12 protein-coding genes are annotated in these 19,963 nt (G+C 71.4%); 6 read left to right on the top strand and 6 right to left on the bottom strand.

Going from position 1 to position 19,963, the window contains the following annotated elements:
* The first annotated feature begins 3 nt into the window (after nt 1-3).
* Entirely contained in the window at nt 4-2,751 is a 2,748-nt protein-coding gene (locus LDL49_RS01320; protein WP_225288993.1) for a CHAT domain-containing protein, read from the top strand.
* Here the strand turns inward: LDL49_RS01320 and LDL49_RS01315 are convergent.
* The 3 genes from LDL49_RS01315 to LDL49_RS01305 all read right to left on the bottom strand — a co-directional run bounded on the left by LDL49_RS01315 (nt 2,691) and on the right by LDL49_RS01305 (nt 5,871).
* The gene (locus tag LDL49_RS01315) at nt 2,691-3,503 is read right to left on the bottom strand and encodes a sulfurtransferase (protein ID WP_225288992.1); all 813 of its coding nucleotides are present in this window, start codon (nt 3,501-3,503) and stop codon (nt 2,691-2,693) included. The two genes, LDL49_RS01320 and LDL49_RS01315, sit on opposite strands and share 61 nt — an antisense overlap.
* A gap of 31 nt (nt 3,504-3,534) precedes the next feature.
* A complete protein-coding gene (locus tag LDL49_RS01310; protein ID WP_225288991.1) occupies nt 3,535-4,662 on the bottom strand; it encodes an alkaline phosphatase family protein in 1,128 nt (375 codons plus the stop codon).
* A 618-nt stretch (nt 4,663-5,280) separates the two neighbouring features.
* Complete coding sequence (locus LDL49_RS01305) at nt 5,281-5,871, bottom strand: DUF5998 family protein (RefSeq protein WP_225288990.1); 591 nt, start codon at nt 5,869-5,871, stop codon at nt 5,281-5,283.
* 419 nt (nt 5,872-6,290) lie between these two features.
* Here LDL49_RS01305 and LDL49_RS56540 point away from each other — a divergent pair, with 419 nt between their 5' ends.
* Genes LDL49_RS56540 through LDL49_RS01295 form a run of 3 tightly spaced genes read left to right on the top strand, consistent with a single transcriptional unit; the run spans nt 6,291 to nt 9,899 of the window.
* Nucleotides 6,291-6,416 carry a hypothetical protein gene (locus LDL49_RS56540; protein WP_263654449.1) on the top strand — a complete coding sequence of 42 codons (126 nt, stop codon included), beginning with the start codon at nt 6,291-6,293 and terminating at the stop codon, nt 6,414-6,416.
* Nucleotides 6,413-8,887 (top strand): ligand-binding sensor domain-containing protein, encoded by a 2,475-nt coding sequence (locus LDL49_RS01300; RefSeq protein WP_225288989.1) that lies wholly within the window; start codon nt 6,413-6,415, stop codon nt 8,885-8,887. Before LDL49_RS56540 ends, LDL49_RS01300 begins: the two co-directional genes overlap by 4 nt.
* Nucleotides 8,888-8,930: 43 nt before the next feature.
* Nucleotides 8,931-9,899, top strand: a complete 969-nt coding sequence (locus LDL49_RS01295) for a C39 family peptidase (RefSeq protein ID WP_225288988.1) — start codon at nt 8,931-8,933, stop codon at nt 9,897-9,899.
* Between the two features lie 51 nt (nt 9,900-9,950).
* Here LDL49_RS01295 and LDL49_RS01290 read toward each other — a convergent pair whose 3' ends face one another.
* The gene (locus tag LDL49_RS01290) at nt 9,951-12,791 is read right to left on the bottom strand and encodes a bifunctional acetate--CoA ligase family protein/GNAT family N-acetyltransferase (RefSeq protein ID WP_225288987.1); all 2,841 of its coding nucleotides are present in this window, start codon (nt 12,789-12,791) and stop codon (nt 9,951-9,953) included.
* Nucleotides 12,792-12,960: 169 nt separating this feature from the next.
* On the opposite strand from LDL49_RS01290, the gene LDL49_RS01285 reads away from it, so the two are divergent.
* Entirely contained in the window at nt 12,961-13,851 is an 891-nt protein-coding gene (locus LDL49_RS01285) for a carbohydrate kinase family protein (protein ID WP_225288986.1), read from the top strand.
* 128 nt (nt 13,852-13,979) lie between these two features.
* The gene (locus LDL49_RS01280) at nt 13,980-16,700 is read left to right on the top strand and encodes an ABC transporter substrate-binding protein (protein WP_225288985.1); all 2,721 of its coding nucleotides are present in this window, start codon (nt 13,980-13,982) and stop codon (nt 16,698-16,700) included.
* Here the strand turns inward: LDL49_RS01280 and LDL49_RS01275 are convergent.
* The gene (locus tag LDL49_RS01275; protein WP_225288984.1) at nt 16,693-18,780 is read right to left on the bottom strand and encodes a RecQ family ATP-dependent DNA helicase; all 2,088 of its coding nucleotides are present in this window, start codon (nt 18,778-18,780) and stop codon (nt 16,693-16,695) included. The two genes, LDL49_RS01280 and LDL49_RS01275, sit on opposite strands and share 8 nt — an antisense overlap.
* Before the next feature lie 267 nt (nt 18,781-19,047).
* Nucleotides 19,048-19,863, bottom strand: a complete 816-nt coding sequence (locus LDL49_RS01270; protein WP_225288983.1) for a TauD/TfdA dioxygenase family protein — start codon at nt 19,861-19,863, stop codon at nt 19,048-19,050.
* Nucleotides 19,864-19,963: the final 100 nt, after the last annotated feature.

The following is a 19,963-nucleotide window of genomic DNA, read 5'->3' as shown; positions in this document are numbered from 1 at the left end:
GCCATGATCGCAACGTCGGACGACCGTTCCGCCCCCGACACCACCGGGCCGCTGGTGGTGGCGGCAGAGACGGCGGTGCTGCGTTCGGTGGTCGATCCCCAGCAGGCGCTGCACGCCGGCCGCACCGTCCTGGCCGCCGCCCGGGCAGCAAACTGCGCCGAAGCCGCGGTGGTCGCCCTCAGAGCGATGGCCCTGGCCGCCCGCGAGCTCAGCGATCTCGAAGCCGCCGAAGACCACCTCCGGCAGGCCATCGACACCCCCGGCATCACCCGACAGCGCCTGGCCCAGGCCCGGCTGTCCCTGGTCACGGTACGCACCGAACGCGGCCACCCGCTGCAGGCGCTCAGGATCGCCGCCCTGGCCTGGGCCTACCTCTCCCCGCTCGACCGGGCCAAGCTCGACACCCAGCGCGCCGTCGCGCTCGCCCACCTGGGCCGCTACCAGGAGGCCATCGCCTCGTGCGACCGCGCGCTCCAGGCGCTCGTGGCCGCGCCGGGCACCATCGACGACCGCCGGTTCCTGGCCGGCGGCCTGCTCAACCGGGGCCTCGTCCACGCCTACCGGGGTGACTGGGACGCCGCGACCCGCGACATCACCGCCTGCCTGGAGATCTCCCGTCACGCCGGGCTCGACCACCTGGCCCGCCTGGCCGCCGCCAACCTGCCCTTCCTCGCCGTCCGCCAGGGCGACATCACCGGAGCCTTCGCCCACTACCGGGCGGCCGAGAACACCCTGTTCGGCTTCCCCGAGCGGCTGGCCACGATGCGGGCCGACTTCGCCGGGGCGCTGCTGGCCGCGCACCTCCCCGGCGAGGCCAGGGCGCTGCTCAGCCTGGCCGTACCCGATCTGGAGTCGTCCGCCGCGCTGGTGGCGCTGGCCGAGGCGCGGCTGAAGCTGGCCCAGGTGGAGCTGCTCACCGGCGACGCGCGCCGCGCGCTGGCCGTGGCCGAGCAGGCGGCGGTCGAGCTGGCCGAGCAGGATCGCCTCTCATGGCTGCCGCTGGCCACGGAGGTAGTGCTGCGGGCCCGCCTGACGCTGGAGGGCCCCTCCCCTGACCTGCTCGACCAGCTGATCGCGTGCGCCGACGACCTCGAGAACGGTCCCGCCTACCTCGCGGGCGCCGCCGCGCTGCGCCTGGTGGCGGCGGAGGCGGCGCTGGCGCTCGACGACCACCCGACGGCGTCGGCGCAGCTGGCCCGCCTCACCCTGCACGCGCAGCGCGGCGAGCGCTGGGTTCCCGCCGGGACCCGTCTCACGTCGCTGGCCTCGGAGTTGCAGGCCAAGCACCTCGAACAGGTGTCACAGATCCCGGTGCTGGTACGTCAGCACGCCCTCGCGCTGGAGGCGGCGCTGCAGGAGGACGTCACCCAGGCCTTCCGCGCGGTCCACGACGGGCTGAGCGAGATGGGCGGCAGCATGGACTCCTTCGAGGACCCTTCGCTGCGGGCCCACGCGGCGCGGGCGGGTGAGCGGCTGGCGGCGTTCGGGCTGACGATGGCGGTGCGTGACGGGAGCGCCCAGGAGGTGTTCGATTGGGCCGAACGCTGGCGAGCGGTCGCCGCTCCCGCGCACGCCTGCGGGCTGGCCGATCCCGACGCCGTGCGGGCCGGGCTGGGCGGGGCGGCGCTGGTCGAGTTCGTCGCCGAAGGCTCCGCGCTGCTGGCCGTGCTGATCACCGGCGAACGGCTCACGCTGCGGCGGCTGGGCGATCCGCGACCGATTCGCGAGGCGCTCGTCCGCCTGCGCTACGCACTGCGCCGGGCCGTGCTCGGCGACAGCGCCGCCGCCGAGGCCCGGGTCGAGCCGGCCGCGGCGGAGCTCGAACGCCTGCTGCTCCGGCCGCTGCACCCCGAGCTCGGCGACCGGCCGCTGGTCCTGGTGCCAGCCGGCCCGCTGCACACGGTGCCGTGGGGGGCGCTGCCGTGCCTGCGTGATCGTCCGGTGTCCGTGGCCGCGAGCGCGGCCGCGTGGCTGGCGGCCGGGCGGCGCGTCGCCGTACCCGCCGAACGGCCCATGATGATCGCCGCAGCCGGGCCGGGGCTGGCGCACGCGCGCGCGGAGGTCGAGAAGGTGCTCGCCTGCCATCCCGGGGGAGGCCAGGTGCCCGCCCGCTCCGGGGCCGTGCTGGCGGCGCTGACCAGCGCCGACGTGCTGCACCTGGCGGCGCACGGGGTGTTCCACGCGCGTAGCCCGCTGCTGTCGGGCATCACGCTCGACGACGGGCAGCTCATGGCGTACGACCTGCTCGGGTTGTCCCGGACGGCCCCGCTCGTGGTGCTGTCGGCGTGCGACTCGGGGATGGCGCACACGCCCACGGACGGCGCGCCGCTCGGCTTGGCCGGAGCGTTCCTGGCCAGGGGCACCTCCTGTGTCGTCGCGGGGATGGTGCCGGTGCGCGACGAGGAGGCGTTGGCCGTGATGTCGGCCTTCCATGAGCTCCTCGCCGACGGCCGGGCTCCCGCCTCGGCCCTGGCGTCGGCCTCGGCCAAGACGGGAGCGCTCGGCTTCGTGTGCTTCGGCGCGGGAGACCGGCCGTTCACCAGAGGCCGGGCGGAGGCACAGGGCGCCAGGGGACGGGCGGCGGCTCAGCCGATGACGACGGGGGCTGAGCCGGTGGCGGCGGGGGCTCAGCCCGTGGCGACGGGGGCTCAGCCCGTGGCGACGGGGGCTCAGCCCGTGGCGACGGGGGCTCAGCCGGTGGCGATCGGACGGGCGGGGTCGGCGACCCACTCCGACCACGAGCCCACGTAGAGCGCCGCGGGCAGGCCCGCCACCTCCATGGCCAGCAGTTCATGCGCGGCGGTGACGCCGGAGCCGCAGTAGGCGCCGGCCGGCACCCCCTCGCCCACCCCGAGGGCGGCGAACCGCTCGCGCAGGTCGGCCGCGGGACGGAACCGGCCGTCGGGGCCGATGTTCTCCGTGGTCGGCGCGCTGACGGCGCCCGGCACGTGCCCGGCGACGGGGTCGATGGGCTCCACCTCGCCCCGATAGCGCTCACCCGCCCGCGCGTCCAACAGCACGCCCGACGTCGCGAGCGCCCCGGCCTCGGCCGCGCTCAGCAGCGGCATCCCGCCCGGCCTGGCGACGAAGTCACCGGGCCGCACCTCGGGCGTCTCCTTGACGACCGGCAGGCCCGCGTCGGCCCAGGCGGACAGGCCGCCGTCCAGCACCCGGACGTCCGGGTGACCGAAGTAACGCAGCGTCCACCAGGCCCGCGCGGCCGCCATCGACCCCGTGTCGTCGTAGACCACCACCGGCCGTTCGCCGGAGACCCCCAGCCGCCGCATCGCGCTCTCGAAGTCGTCCGGCTCCGGCAGCGGATGCCGCCCGGCCGTTCCGGGCGGCGCGGCGAGGTCGGCGTCGAGGGCGCAGAAGACGGCGCCCGGCAGGTGCCCCTCGCGATACATGTCGATCCCGGGCGGACCGCCGAGCCGCCACCGCACGTCGAGCAGGGTCACGCCGTCCAGCGCGGCGAGCTCCTCGGGCGTGATCAACGGGCTCATCGGACGTTCACCCCGGTTGCCATGGATGACCTCATCGACTGCTTACCTCCAAGAGTGGTACGTGCTGTTCGGCCGTCGTCATCGAACCGTGGTAGCCGGTGAACAGCGCCTCGATCGGATGCGCGCTCGGCGCGGTGAGGGCCAGGTCGGTGTACGGGACGGCCACGACGTCGCCGATGCGCCCCAGCCATTCGGACCGCACGCGCGGCCCGAACCAGCCGGACTCGACCGCCTCCTGCCTCGACACCACCCATGCCCTGCCCGCCAGGGTCTCACGCCAGGCGTCGAGCACCTCGGAGGCGGCGCCCGGTTCGGCGTACACATGCCTGGCCCGCGCCTCCCCGCCGAGCATCGCCACGCCCCGGCTCAGCGTGGGGTCGGCCTCGGCGTCGAGCTTCTCGGTCGCGTTGACCATGCCGTGGTCGGCGGTGATGTAGAGGGCGGAGCCGGGGGGCAGGTCCGCCGCCATGCGTTCGGCCATCCGGTCGACGATTTCCAGCTGGTCGAGCCACTCCTCGCTGCCCCAGCCGGTCATGTGGCCCATCGCGTCGAGGTCGCCGTAGTAGACGGTGACGTGGGCCCTCGGCTCGGCCATCGCCGTGCGTACCCTGGCCACGCGCTCGTCGACGCTGTCGGCGGCCAGGTAGCGCACGCCGCGGTAGACGGCCGCGGTCAGGCCGCTCCCCTCGAACTGGGCCGGCGCCACATAACTCGGCGTGATCCCCGCGGCGGCGGCGCGCTGGAAGACGGTCTCGGCGGGCTGCCATCGGCTCGGCTCCATGAAGGCACCGCCGGGCAGCGTCCACCGCAGGCAGTTGAACAGGTGCCCGGCGCCCGGGACGGCCAGCATCAGCCCCAGCATGCCGTGCTCACCCGGCGACACACCGGTGCCCAGCGAGCACAGGCTGGTGACGGTGGTGGCGGGGAACCCGGCGGTGAGCGTGGTCCGGGTGGCGGCGGCGAGGAAGGGCGCCCGGTCGGCGTGCGCTTGGAGCAGCTCGTCGCCGAGACCGTCGACGAGGAACAGGCAGACGCGGTCGGCGGGGGCGAGCTGGAGGGGGTTCGGCTCGGCCATGCCCAGCGCCGCGAGCAACGCCCCGGGCAGCTCGGCCAGCGACGCGGTGCCGTAGCTGGGAATCAGTGGCGCGTATCCGCCCATGACGCTCCATTCCGTTCGTCTGACACTCGATCATATGATCGCCCCGAGCCCGATCTTGTTGTCCGGCGCCACCAGGTCGAGGCCACGGGCAAACCCCAAAAGCCGATCTTGTTGTACGGCACCGCCAAGTGAGCGCCACCCGCCGCACATGGCCGGGGGCCTCCAGGAAAACGGCCGCTGAGCCCGCACGTGGCTGGGGGACGTTACGTGCGTATTCTTGGCCGTCTTCTTCGCTTGATCGGCTGGGCTCCATACATATGGTGCGGGCCGTTCGGGGGGAATCTCCGGCCGAAGCGGCGCGCCCAAGCGCGGCCGCATGGGCATCGTGAATGCCGTGAGCACCATGGGAGCCGTGGGTGCCATGGAAGCTGAGGATGCCGTGGATGCCGTGCATGTCGTAAGGCAGCCGGGGCAGGCGCCAGCGCAGGCGCACGGCCGCCGTGAACCGGACGGTGCCGCCGGGGTGTTGTCGGCTGGGCGCAGTTCAGCGACCCCGCCCGAGAGCGCCGTGCGCCGTCGCCGAGGTTCCCTCCTGGGCGTGGCCCCATGGACCGGAGTGCGCGTTGTCATGCGTCTTGCCCTGGTGACGCCGAGAGGGTGGGCGCCGGGGGTGGCCGGTCAGGTCGTGGCGCGGGCGGTGGCTTCGGAGAGGGATTTGGAGAAGGCGAGGACGTGGTTGACCGCGTCGGGGCCGTCGGCCGCCTCGCTCACCCGGAGCGAGAGGTCGTCCGCGGTGATGGCGCCCGTGTAGCCGTGGTCGGCCTCGCAGTTCTCGTCGCCGCAGGTGGCCGGCTCGAGGTCGACGTGGGAGATGGCGCCCCAGCCGATCGTGAGCGTGACCTCCGTGGGAGGGACGCCGGGCACGTAGGAGGCGGGGTCGGGGACAACGCGGGTGACCGCGACCGACTGGACGCGGCTCAGGCGTACGGCCTCCGTCGTCGTGGAGGCGTGAGAGGTCGAGACGCCTTCCACCGCCGGATGCTCGTCGGTGTGGCAGACCAGCAGCCTCGTCGTCGACAGCACCAGGACGGTGACGTGCCTGCGCACTTCCATCGCGGGATCGAAGGTGGCCTCATGATGGACCACGAATGCGGTCACAGCCTCCTTGCCCAGCGCGGATTCGACCGCATCGGTGACGAGGTCGGGGTAGTAGCCGCTGCGCTCGATCGCTTCACGCAGGCCCGCGGCTGAGACTCGGGTTTCCCTCATGGGTCCATCCTGCCAGGACCGGGCAGTGCACTCACCCACCAGACATAACGCTCTATAACGTCTTTTATCCCGTTATCTACGTGTACGGCCATGGGCAATTACCGGACGTGCCATTGCGCCTCATCACTGCCACCGTGCCGACCACTGGAGTGGCGAATGGTGAAATTTCATAGAAATGAGGTTTGGGGCGACCCTCCGAGAACCACCGTCCGGACGGACGCCTGGAACCCCCAAGTTCGCGATCAGTGAAACGATCACAAGCTCTCAGAAGAGCCTAGTTACGGTCAAGGCCCAAATTTTTCCCACCGAGCCACCCTCCTTCGCGGAAGCCGCTGCATCCTATTGACGATCAGTGCGCCAAAAGTTACGGTCAGGGCCGAAATCGAGCAGAATCAAATACGCTCGCTGGAGGTACGGACATGACGCGATCCCCTCTGGTAACCCTGGCCGGGTTCATCCCGCGCTTTCCACCCCCGCCTGAAGCCGACGACCTGACCACCCCCAGACTCGACGGGCGCCGGCTCACCGCGAAGGGGGCGTTATGAGGCGCCTGCCGGCGGCGACGCTGTCGGCGGCGTTGCTGGCGGCGCTGCTCACCGTCCCGCTCGCGCCGGCGCAGGCCGCCGACCTGCGGATCGTCAACGGCGGTTTCGACGACGGACTGACGGGGTGGAGCGGATCGCACAGCCCGGGCGGCGTCACGGCCGTGACCTGGGACGGCCGCAGCACGGCGCGCGTCGCCGACGCCGAGCCGGGCAACGCTTACGGCAGGGAGAGCCAGCCGGGCCTGGCCGCCACCGCCGGTACGCACTACACCGCCTATGCCCAGGTCTGGGCCGACAGCGGCAGCGCCGAGCTGTACCTGCGCTTCAGGGGAACCTCGGGCCAGCTCCTCGGCAGCGCGAACGCCTCGGTCACGGGCAAGCGGTGGAACGACGTCACGGCCTCCGGCGTCGCACCCGCCGGCACGGCCACGGTCTCGGCGCTCATCTACTCCGGCGTCGCCAATGTGGGCACCGCCTACTGGGACGAGGTGCTGATCACCAAGGACACGACCGATCTCGGCGTGCAGATCGAGAGCAGCGTGCCCAACGCCACCACCTTCGCCGGAGGCGACGCGTACGCGATCTACACCGGCACCGCGGACGCCAACCCGCAACTCGCGGAGATCGACCTGGCCACCGAGAAGGTGACCAAGAAGATCACCATCCCGGACAGCGCCGCCACGCCCACGGTCGGCGGCTGGGCGACGACCACGGCCACCGATGGCAGCGTCTACCTCGGCACGTACCCCAACTCCAAGCTCTACCGGCACGTCCCCGGCCAGACGACGGTGACCGACCTCGGCAGGGCGGAGGGCGGTTACTCCTTCATCTGGGACCTGGAGCCGGGAGCGGGCGGGAAGGTGTACGGCGGCACCTACAACGACGGCCGCTACTTCAAGTACGACAACGGCGCCTTCACCACGATCGGCAGCGTGCCCATCGTGGCCGGTGCGCAGTACGTGCGCAGCCTCGCCCACGACCCGGTCGCCAACGCCACCTATCTGGGCACGGGGACGAACGCCGCGGTGGTCAGGTACGACAACGTCACCGGGCGGACCGACAGCCTCCTGCCCGCCGCCTACGCGCACAACTCCATGGTCGGCGGCCTCACCTGGACAGGAGGCAGGCTGTTCGCCTGGATCGACCGTACGCTGCTCGTCCTGCAGATCATCAAGAACGCCGACGGCTCCTACAAGGCCGTCACCGACGCCACGATCACCGATGTGGACCTGCACCACTCACCGGCCGCCGACGGCAAGGTCTGGCTCGTCAAGGACGGCCTGCTGCAGTCCTATGATCTGGCCGCCAAGACCGTGCAGGCCACGACCGTACAGCCCGGCCTGGACGTCACCGGCTACACCTGGGCGGACGGCACGCTCATCGGTCTCGGCGCGGCCGGCGACGGCACCAGGATCTTCAAGTACACGCCCGCGACCGGTCAGTGGAGCAGCCGGGTCGTCGGCGGCACCCCGGTCCTGCCCGCCGCGATCAACGCGCTCGGCGCCGGTCCCGACGGGAAGATCTACACCGGCGGTTACCTGACGGGTGGCACCGGCGTCTACGACCCGCTGCGCGGCGACGCCGACGACGGTAACCCGGACACGACCCCCCGTACCGGACTCAGCCAGACCGACAGCCTGCTGGCTCACGACGGGCGGCTCTACATCGGCGCCTATCCCTCGGCCAAGCTCTACAGCTACGACCCGGACGGGCTGTGGCCGCCCACGCTCAGGTACACCGGCGGCGCGGTGGGCGACAAGGCCGACGACTGCGAGCCGGGTAACGGGCCGCCGCCGCAGGACCGCCCGTACGCGCTGGCCGGCGGCCCCGACGGCACGGTGTACATGGGCACGGTGCCCAAGTACGGCAAGCGCAGCGGCGCGCTCACCATCTGGAAGGAGGGCACGGCGGGCCGGACCGTGTGCGTGGTGCGGGACCAGGCCGTCGTCTCGCTGGCCTACGCGGGCGGCAAGGTGTTCGGCGGCACCTCCACACGCGGGGCGCTGGGCGTCGATCCCGTCTACACGCCGGGAGCCTCGGCCACCCTGTTCTCCTACGATCCCGCGACCGGCGCAGTGCGCACCCACCCGCTGCCGCTGACCGGGCCCAAGGCCGTCACGGCCCTCACTGAGGTGGACGGCGGGCTCTGGGGCCTGGCCGGTGGGTCGCTGTTCACGCTCGACCCCGCCAACCCCGACGCGATCGCCGTGAAAAGGCTGTTCGCCGACCCCGACTACACCGCCAAACCCAGCCTGGCCTGGCGCGACGGAGTCCTGCTGACCGTGGACAAGGATCCGGGCGGTGTGTACGGCACCTCCGGCGACCAGATCTTCCGGATCGACAAGTCGACCAAGGCCATGACCGTGCTGCTGACCGCCTCGGGGATGGAGGGGCTGACGGCCGACAGGTTCGGCAACCTCTACTACAAGATCAACGAACGGCTGCACAGGCTCTCGGTGACCGCGCCGTAACCGATCTCCTCCCGCACCACGTCCCAGAGAAGGACTTGAGCCTGTGAAAAGACTGCTTTCGGCGTTGCTCTCGCTGCTGGCAGGCGTGGCACTCGCGGTGGTCGCCGTGCCCGCCCTTCCCGCCCAGGCCGGCATCTGGCATGAGTATCCGTCCGCGGCCAACAGAACGTGCAACGACACCCAGTCGTACAACGGGACCGCCTACCAGGTGTGCCTGGAGTTCAACGCCCCCCGTACGCAGGTACGCGCGATGGCCTTCATCAATCCGGGCGCCTACACCAACTTCCAGGTCAATCTGACGCTGAAGTTCGGCGGAGGCGGCCCGACCATCTCCGATTCGTGCCCGACGATGACCACGAACGCCAGCCGGGCGTGCTACACCGCGTTCACCGATCTCAGACGTCCCTACGCCGTCGCCGATGCCACCTTCGGCATCGCCGGAACCTGGCGGCCGACCGTCCGGGCCCTGGACATGCGACTCTCACTCAAGCAACAGGAGAAGGCGAACTGGTGCGGGCCCGCCGCCGTGCAGATGACGCTCGCCACGATGGGCCACTCGGCTCCTCCACAGGCCGAACTGGCCGACAAGCTGGGCACCGACGAGGCGATCTACGGCATCACCTGGCCGGGACGGATCCCCGGCGTCATCAACCAATACCTGTCGGCCTCTGACTGGCAGTACTCGTTCGAAGGGCTGGACGTCAGCATCGACCAGACCCGCAGGGTCGTCTTCGACCGGATCGTCACCTCCCTGTCTCGCGGCAACCCAGTGATGATCATCGTGAAACCCGGCGCGTTGCCGTGGAACAACCAGGCCTCTCTCTTGCGGCACTACCTTGTCATTCACGGATACGGCGGCTTTTACGCCGACGGCTCCTTCTATCCCACGACGTTCAAGGTCGCCGACCCCGCGGACGCGACCGAACACTCCATCGACGCGCTGAACCTCGTCCTGGACAACGCGGGCACGGCGTGGAACTGGATCGACAACGTCGCGATCGTGCACGGCTGACCGAACCCTTGGCCGCCCTCGGAAATCCCCGAGGGCGGCGGCCCGAGGCGATCAGGCCAGCCTGCGGGGGCCGCCGTCCGGGCGGGGACCGGGTGGGGTGCGGATCGTGGCGCGGGCGCCGAGGATGATGACACCCTCCCTGCCCACCAGCACCTGGTCGAGGTCCAGACGGGCCACCTCCGGCAGGTCGTTGGCCAGGCGGCCCACCCTGACCAGGAGGTCCTCCAGGGCGTCGACCGCCACGGGCGGGTAGCCGTACTCGCCGAACAGCAATGGGGCCCCGCGGACCGAACGGACCAGTCCGGCGGCGTCCTCGCCCGTGAGTGGCGCGAGCCGGAAGCCCTGGTCGAGGAGGAGCCGCGCCGTGACCTCGCCCAGCCCGAACGAGACGACGGGGCCGAACGCCGGGTTCTCGGTGACGCTCACCACGGTCGGTACGGCGGGCTGCGGCGCCATCCGCTGGACCGCCAGCTCCACGTCCTCGCCGAACTGGGCGACGAACTCGGCGTGGGCATGCCGCACGCTGTCCGGTCCCGCGAGCCCGAGGCGTACGGTCCCGGCCCGGCGGGCGGCCTCGGCGCCGGCCACCTTGAGCACCACCGGCCAGCCCAGCCGTTCGGCGGCCACCACCGCCTCGTCCGGGGATCGCACCACCTCGGCCGGCCAGACGCTCAGCCCGTAGCAGGCGAGCAGCTCGGCCACGTCGGCCGCGTCGGCCTCGATCGGCGGTCCGGGCTCGGCGAAGAAGCTCCGCGTGGAAGCAGACGACGCGGACACTGAAGACGCGGATACGGAGGACGGGGGTACGGAAGCAGGCGCGGACGCGGACGCGGGCGCGGACGCCGCGTCGGCGGTGGCGTTGGCGTTGGCGGTGGCGTTGGCGTTGGCGTTGGCGGTGGCGTTGGCGGTGGCGTTGGCGTTGGCGTTGGCGGTGGCGTTGGCGTTGGCGGGCTGGTGGAGGGCGTGGTGGATCAGGGTGCGGGCGCGGTGGGGGTCGATGTCCGGGAGTTCGGGGGGCGGTAGGGACGGCCGGGCGCGCCATCTCGCGTAGCGGACCACGTGCGCCAGTGCCCTGACCGCCTCCTCCGGCGCCGCGTACGAGGGGATGGACCCCCGCGAGGGCACCGAGCCCACCAGCAGGTCGGGATGCATGCCGAGATGCCCCTGGAAGGTGGCGAGCACCGGCTTGGCCGAGTCCTTCGACACCCGCAGCAGCTCGGCCGCGACCGCCGAGTCCTCACCGGGGATCGGCGGCATGTAGATCACCACCACCGCGTCCACGGACGGCGAGTCGAGCCGGTCCGCGAGGGCCGTACCGAATGCGGCGGCCCCGGCGCCCGCCCCCAGGTTGACCGGGGGCAGCGGCTCCAGGCCCGCGGCGACGCAGGCGTCGGCGGCGAGCAGGCCCAGGGCGTCGGAGTTGGTGACCAGCCCGACCCGGGGGCCGGCGGGCAGCGGCTGATAGGCCAGGAGCTGGCCCACGTCGAACAGCTGGATGAGGTCGTCCACCCGGATCAGCCCCGCCTGCGAGAACAGCGAGCTGATCGCCGAATCGGGCAGCCCGAGCGCCTCCGCGGAGTGACCGGCGGGTGTGCCGCCGCTCTTGACGACCACGATCGGCTTGCTGCGTGCCAGGCGCCTGGCCAGGCGGGTGAACTTGCGCGGATTGCCCAGTGACTCCAGGTAGAGCAGGATCACCTCGGTCGAGGCGTCCTCCTCCCAGTATTGGAGCAGGTCGTTGCCCGACACGTCGGCCCGGTTGCCCGCCGAGACGAACGACGAGATGCCCATCCCCCGCTGCGCCACCCGCTGGAGCAGCGCGGTACCGAGCGCGCCCGACTGGCTGAAGAAGCCGACCCGGCCCCGGCCCGGCACGGTCGCGGCGAGTGTGGCGTTGAGCTTGACGGCCGGGTCGGTGTTGGCGATGCCGAGGCAGTTGGGGCCGACCACGCGCAGGCCGTACGCGCGGGCGATGCGGGCCAGCTCATCCTGCCGCTCACGGCCCTCGGCCCCCGTCTCGCCGAACCCGGAGGAGACCACGACCAGCCCGTGCACGCCCTTCTCCGCGCATTCCTTGACCACCTCGATGACGCCGGAGGCGGGCACGGCCACCACGGCCAGGTCCACCTGGTCGTCGATGGCGCCCACGCTCGGATAGGCGCGTACGCCCGCCATGGCGCGTACCTCGCGGTGAACCGGATAGACGGGGCCGCTGAAGTCGGCGGCGAGCAGGTTGCGCAAGACGGTGTGACCCACTCCGCCCGGCTCGCGCGAGGCGCCGATGACCGCCACCGAGCCGGGCGCGAGCAGGCGGGCGATGGATCTGGCCTCGGCGCGGTGTTCGCGGGCGGTCGTCACCTCGGCCGAGGTCTGCGTGGGGGTGAGGTCGAGCGTCATGCGGACGACACCGTCGGCGAAGGAGCTCTCGGCCGTGTATCCGGCCTGGCGCAGGACGCCCATCATCTTCATGTTGGCCGGCAGCACGTCGGCGACGAAGCGCTGGATGCCGCGCTCGCGGGCCGTGGCGGCCAGGTGCTCCAGCAGCACCGAGGCCACTCCCCTGCCCTGGTGGGCGTCCTCGACGAGGAAGGCCACCTCGCCCTCGCCCGGCCCCGTCCTGTCGTAGCGGATCACGGCCACCATCTCGGTGCCGATGGTGGCGATCAGCGCGACTCTGTCGACGTAGTCGACGGTGGTGAACCAGGCGACCTCCTTGTCGGAGAGCCGCGGCCTGGGGCCGAAGAAGCGGAAATAGATGGATTCGTCGGAGAGACGGGAGTAGAAGGCGCGCAGTCTGTCGGCGTCGGCGGGCTTGATGGGACGCACATGGGCGGTGCCGCCGTCCGCCAGGACGACGTCGGCCTCCCAGTGGGCCGGGTACGGAGCCTCCACAGTCCCGAGCGTAGACCCGCGTCCCGAATGCCACGCCCGGCAGGGCCTATTGGGCAACGCTTGTGCATCGACTGCCCCCCTGTGTCCGGGGTCCGCCCCACGGGCAGGCCGGAAGCTGTTAGTTTTGCCGTGGCCAGGCTCGTTCTGAAGGCAGCAAGGTGGTGGCATCATGACGCGGGTCGTCGTGGTGGGCGATCTCATGACCGACGCGGTCGCGCGCGCCCGTTATGCACTCGCCAGGGCGAGCGACACTCCGGCGATCGTGACGATGCACGGCGGTGGATCAGGGGCGAACATCGCTTCCTGGCTGGCCGTCGAGGGTGCGGAGGTGGCCTTCATCGGCCGCCGGGGCGCCGACATCACCGGTCGTAACCGTGACATGGAGCTGATGGGTTACGGGGTCGATGCCCGGCTTGTCATGGATCCTGAGCGGCCGACCGGCACCTGCGTGGTGCTCGTCACGCACAAGGGTGAGCGGACCATGCTCTCCGACCCGGGCGCCAACGCGGCGCTCTCGCCGGAGGATCTGCCGCGCGACCTGTTCGGCGGCGGTCATCTGCATCTGTCCGGCTACACCCTGATCAACGAGGGGTCCCGCGACGCGGGGCTGGCCGCGCTCGACATGGCTCGCCGGTCCGGGATGTCCATCTCGGTCGACTGCTCGTCGTCCGCGCCGTTGGAGCGTACGGGCGCCGAGCCGTTCCTGGAGTGGACCAACGGGGTCAAGCTGCTGTTCGCCAACGTCGACCAGGCGAAGGTGCTCACCGGCCGCGACGATCCCGAGGCCGCGGCCAAGGTGCTCACCGCCTGGTTCCCGCAGGTCGTGATCAAGATGAACGTCGACGGCGCGCTCTGGTTCGGCAACAGCCGATCGGAGCCGATCAGGGTCAACGCCGATCCGGTCGAGCGGATCGTCGACGGCACGGGGGCGGGCGACGCGTTCTGCGCCGGGTTCCTGCCGCCGTGGCTGGAGGGCAAGCCGCCGGCCGAGGCGCTGGCGGACGGCTGCCGCCTGGCTGCCAAGGCGATCGTTCATCTGGGAGCGCGCCCGCGCCTCTAGTGCGATCTTTCCGGTGCCCTTTATCGTAAGAATCCTTATCGTAAGAAGCCCCGATAAGGGACGATCCCCGATAAAGGACGATAGGGAGCCGGATGCTGGGCGTGCGTCCGTTACGGCCAGGCGACCCCGTGTCGGTTGGCTCTTATCAGGTCACCGGGTTCCTCGGCGAGGGCGGTCAGGGCAGCGTCTATCTGGGGACCTCCCCGAGCGGCGAGCGGGTGGCGATCAAGCTGCTGCACGCCAGGTTCGCCGACGACGAGCAGGCCGTACGACGTTTCCGGCGCGAGGCTGAGGCCGCCCGGCGGGTCGCGGAGTTCTGTACGGCGCGGGTGCTCGAGGTGGGCGCCGTCAACGACCAGCCGTACATCGTCGGCGAGTACGTGGACGGCCCGTCCCTTCAGCGCCAGGTGTCCGGGGAAGGCCCGCTGCGGGGTCAGGCGCTGGTACGGCTGGCCATCGCGACCGCCACCGCGCTGGCCGCGATCCACCGGGCCGGGGTGATGCACCGCGACTTCAAGCCGAGCAACGTGCTGCTCGCGCCCGACGGGCCCAGGGTGATCGACTTCGGCATCGCGCGGGCGCTCGACGTGAGCCAGAGCCTGACGACCAGCGTGGTGGGCACGCCCGCGTACATGGCGCCGGAGCAGTTCCACGGCGAGCCGTCACCGGCCAGCGACGTGTTCGCGTGGGCCGGGACGATGGTGTACGCGGCCACGGGGCACAGCGCGTTCGGGTTCGGGGCGCTTCCTGTGGTGATGCACCGGATCCTGAGCATGGATCCGGACCTGTCGGGAGTGCCGGAGCCGCTCGGGCCGCTGCTCTGGACGGCTCTGGGCAAGGATCCCCGGCGGCGGCCCACGGCGGAGCAGGTGCTGGGAGAGCTCATCCGGACGAGTGCTCCTCCGCCGCCGCCCCCACCGGCATCGGCATCGGCCTACCCACAGGCGGCATCCCCGGCCGGGCCCCACAGGCAGTCCGGGCCGCAGGTGCCTGCCGGGCCTCGCTGGGAGTCCGGGCCTCAGGTGCCCGGGCCGTACCCGCGACCCGCAGATCCCGGCGGTGTCACGCCCGTGACCGCGCCCGGCGTGCGGCGGCGCGGTGTGCTGGTGTCGGTGGGGGCGGTGGCCACGGCGCTCATGGTGGGCCTCGTGGCGTGGATCGTCATCCGCAACCTCCCTGGGACGGGCCCGACCGGCGGGCCGACGACCCCGGCCACGACGGCGCCCACCGGCTTCGACGCGGCGGTCGCGGCCGTCGCGAACCCGTCCACCAAGACCGGCGGCACGCTCCGTCTGGCCTCCGCGTACAGCCTGGACTCCAGCGATCCGGGCAACACCTACTACCCCGACGCCATGAACGCCATCCGCCTCTACGGCCGGTCACTGACGATGTTCAAGCCCGTCCCCGGTCAGGCCGGCACCCAGCTCGTTCCCGACCTGGCCGAGTCCCTGGGGCAGGCGAGCGACGGCGGGAAGACGTGGACCTACCGGCTGCGCGACGGGGTGAAGTTCCAGGACGGCGCGCCGGTCACCGCGGCGGACGTGAAGTACGCGGTACTGCGGAGCATGGACGACGCCACCTTCGGCAACGGCCCCACCTATTTCGACACCATGCTCGACCTGCCCGCCGGTTACCAGGGGCCGTACAAGTCGCCCGACGCGAACACGGACTCGGCCATCCAGACACCGGACGACCGCACGATCGTGTTCCACCTCAAGCAGCCGTACGCCGCCTTCGACAACCTCGCCCAGCTGCCCGAGACCGTCCCCGTGCCCAAGGCCAAGGACACCGTCGCCAAGTATCGGTACGCGGTGGTCTCGTCGGGGCCGTACAAGTTCGAGAGCGCGACGGACACCAAGATAGTCCTGGTCCGCAACCCGAACTGGGACCCCGCGACCGACCCGAACCGCAAAGCCCTCCCGGACCGGTATGAGCTCCAATTCGAGCTGGCCGCGGCCGACGCGAATGCCAAACTGCTGATCGGCCAGGCGGAGGTCGGCTCGCCGATCGCGACCTTGGACTCTCCCAAGATCTACGACAAGCCCGCGTACAAGGCCCGCGCCGACGCCCCCGTCGGCTCCCAGATCCGCTATCTGGCGATCGATCCGCAGGTCCCGCCGTTCGACCATGTCGACTGCCGCCGCGCGGTGATCCGCGCCCTGGACCTGGCGACGATCAACCGTGCCTTCGTCGGCGGGCTGAACCAGGGCGGCCAGATACCGGCCTCGCTCGTGCCGCCGTTGATCCCCGGCAGGCACGCGCCCCTGCCGGGCCTCACCGCGTCCGGCGACGCGGACGCCGCCAAGGAGTCGCTGGCCGCCTGCGGCAAGCGCACCGGGTTCAGCACCACCTACATCTACCGTGACACGTTCGGGGAGTCCGCCGCGGCGCAGGCCGTGCAGGCGTCACTGGCCAAGGTCGGCATCAAGGTGCAGCTGCGGGGCTACCCGATCGCGGACTTCCACGCGAAGTACGGGGGCAATCCCGAATACCTCAAGAAGGCGGGCGTCGGCCTGATCGCCAGGGCGTGGGCGCCCGACTGGCCGGACGTGGAGTCGTTCGTCACCCCGCTGGCCGACAGCAGGGAGATCCTGGAGAAGGGCCACTCGATCAACGTGAACGTCCGTCTGCCCGCGCTCGACGCCCTCATCGACACGGCCAAGCGCGAGCTCGACGCCACCACGCGCGCCCGGCGGTGGAGCGAGGTCGAGCAGAAGATCGCCGACGAGGCCGTGCTGGTGCCGCTCTCCTGGGAGCGGACCCTGCTCGTACGCGGCCTGAAGGCGACCAACGTGCACGTCAGCCCGGTCTACGGCGGCTATGACCTGGCGACGATGGGCGTCAGCTAACCGTCGCCAGGGCCAGCGGCAGCACGGCGGGGGCGCCCGCGTGGCGGACCAGCGCGGCGGCGAGCGTCATCGTCCAGCCGGTGTCGATGCGGTCGTCGATCAGCAGGACGGGACCGCCGCACGCGGCGATGGCGGCGCCGACCTCCTTCGGCATGGCCAGCGTCGCCCGGACCGCCTGGACCCGCTTGGCGCTGTTGAACTGCTTGCCCGGCGAGCCGTCGCGGTAACCGAGCTCGCCCAGGTAGGTCAGCCGCCCGACCTGCGCGAGCCGCTCGGCGAAGCCGCGTACGAGCAGGGGCCGCGACGTGGACGGCACGTTGACCACGGCGACGGGCCGCTCCCGCCAGTCCCACGCGGACAGGACCTGGATCACGGCCTTGAACATGTCATCGGCCATCGGCCCGTCGGCGCCGTTGAACATCTCCCGCAGCCGGTTGCCCCAGCCGATGTCGGTGAGCCGCCCGAGCGCCCGGCCCGGCTCGGCGCCGAGCTCCGGCTTGATCCGGCCGGACAGGTCGGCCAGGCCGGTGGGCCACTGCCTGCGCGCGTCGATCTCGACGCCGGGCCTGGTCAGCCGCTCGCGGGCGCCCGCCACGGCCTGCTCGGCGATCTCCGGCGAGCGGTGCTCGCCGGTGCAGTTGTCGCACCTGCCGCACGGGCCGGCCGTCTCGTCGTCGAGGTGGCCGCGCAGGTAGCGTTCGCGGCACTCGGTCGTGGTCAGGTAGCCGAGCATGGCCTCCTGCTCGGCCTTGCGCTCACCGGCGATGCGGGCGTAGCGCTCGGCGTCGTAGTCCCACGGCTCGCCGGTCGCCTCCCAGCCGCCCTTGACCCTGCGTACGGCGCCGTCGACGTCGAGAACCTTGAGCATCATCTCCAGCCGCCCCCGGCTGAGGTCGACGGCCGTCTCCAGCGCGGGGGTGGAGAGCACGCCCCGCTCTTCGAGCGCCTGGAGCGTGGCCCGCACCACCGGCTCGGGCGGGAACGCCAGCGAGGCGAAATAGGCCCAGATATCGCGGTCTTCGGTGCCGGGCAGCAGGATCACCTCGGCGCGTTCGACACCGCGCCCGGCCCGGCCGACCTGCTGGTAGTAGGCGACGGGCGACTGCGGCGCCCCCACGTGGACGACGAACCCGAGATCGGGCTTGTCGAAGCCCATCCCGAGCGCGCTCGTCGCCACCAGCGCCTTGATCTTGTTGTTGAGCAGCGCCTCCTCGGCGGCCAGCCGCTCGGCGGGATCGGTCTGCCCGGAGTAGGAGGCCACCTCGTATCCCTGGTCGCGCAGGTATCCGGCGATCTCGTGGGCCGCGGCCACGGTCAGCGTGTAGACGATCCCGGAGCCGGGCAGCTCGCGCAACGCCTGGGACAGCCACGCCAGCCGCTGCTCGGCGGTCGGCAGCCGCACGACGCTCAGGTGCAGGCTCTCCCGCTCCAGCGGGCCCCGCAGGACCAGCGTGCCCTCGCCCATCTGCTCGGCCACGTCGCGCGTGACCCGCGCGTTGGCCGTTGCGGTGGTGGCGAGCACCGGGATGCCCGGCGGCAGCTCGTTGAAAAGCGTGGCGAGCCGGCGGTAGTCGGGCCGGAAGTCGTGCCCCCAGTCGGAGATGCAGTGCGCCTCGTCGACCACGACCAGGCCCGCGCTCTCGGCCAGCTCGGGCAGCACGTTGTCGCGGAAATCGGGGTTGTTGAGCCGCTCGGGGCTGACGAGCAGCACGTCGATCTCCCCGTCGGCCACCTGCCCGTAGATCTCCTCCCACGCCTCGGGATTGGCCGAGTTGATGGTGACGGCCCGGATCCCGGCCCGCTCGGCGGCGGCGATCTGGTTGCGCATGAGGGCGAGCAGCGGCGAGACGATGACGGTGGGCCCGTCGCCGAGCTCGCGCAGCAGGGCGGTGGCCACGAAGTAGACGGCCGACTTGCCCCAGCCGGTGCGCTGGACGACGAGGCACCGCCGCCGGTCGATGACCAGCGCCTCGATGGCGGCCCACTGGTCATCACGCAGCCGGGCGTGCTCACCGGCGAGCGCCCGCAACCGGGCCTCGGCCTCTTCACGCAGCGTCTCGGCGTCTGGGGCGTCAATCATGAGGTCCTTGTTACCAGCTCCCACCGACGTTTGGCGCATTGTTACGGTCCAGACAACCCCTCAAACCCCTTCCATCCGTTACGGCAAGCCACACCCACCGCCACCCGCCGCACACGGCTGAGGGCCTCCAGGAAAACGCCCGCTGAACCCGCACAGGGCCGGGCGCCGTTACGTGCGCATTCTTGGCCGGTGGCGGCCAGCGGTTCAGCCGGTGGTTCCCCAGCGGCTCGGCCGGTGGGGCGGCTTGTCGTAACGAAAGACGACGGTTTATTGGTGTTCTGGGAAGGCGTTGATAGTCACGCGGTGCATGCGGCGGCGCTCCGTGTAGTCGGCCACCGCGTAGTGCTGCGTCGGGCGGTTGTCCCAGAACGCCAGTGTGCCCGGGCGCCAGCGGAGCCGCAGCTGATACTCCGGCGACCGTATGTGGTCGATCAGCAGCGGCAGCAGCGCCTCGTTCTCCCGGTCGGACAGCCCCACCAGCCGGGTCGTGGACGCCCGGTTCACGAACAGTGCCTTGCGGCCGGTCTCGGGGTGTACCCGTACCACGGGGCGTTCGAGCGGTGGCCACTTCGCCTGGACCTCCGCCAGGTCGAACGGATGCCCCTTCGAGATGGCCTTCTTCATCGACATCGTGATGTCGTGCACCGCCGTGAGCTCGTCGCAGAGCCGCTGCAGCGGCGGGGAGAGCGTCTCGTAGGCCAGGTAGGTGTTGGCCCAGCAGGTGTCGCCGCCCACGCTCGGCAGCTGGACGCAGCGCAGCAGCGACCCCATCGGCGGCGTCGGCTCGAAGGTGTTGTCGCTGTGCCACTCGTCGCCGCCCTCCCCCTTGGGGTCGGTCTGGTCGAGTACGTGGATCGGGCTGGCGCTGTCCTTCTTGAAGGCCGGGTGGTTGAGCGTGCCGAAGTTCAGGGCGAACTGCAGGTGCTGCTCGTCGTCGATTTCCGCGTCCCGGAAGAACAGCACGAGGTACTTCAGCCAGCCGGCCCGCAGGGTCTCCACCTGTTCCTGGGACAGCGGCTTGCGCAGGTCCACGCCTGTCACCTCGGCGCCGATGTGCTTGGTCACGGGATGGAATTCGATCATGACGCCTCCGGAAGCGAGTCTGCCGCTTATTTCCGAACGTAAGCCCCAAGCAATTGCTTGGTCAAGCACACTCTTCCGGACCGGCGCGGCCGATGCGTCG

It is taken from the genome of Nonomuraea aurantiaca (assembly GCF_020215705.1).
GTDB lineage: Bacteria > Actinomycetota > Actinomycetes > Streptosporangiales > Streptosporangiaceae > Nonomuraea > Nonomuraea aurantiaca.
This window is presented reverse-complemented; position numbering and strand designations above follow the sequence as displayed.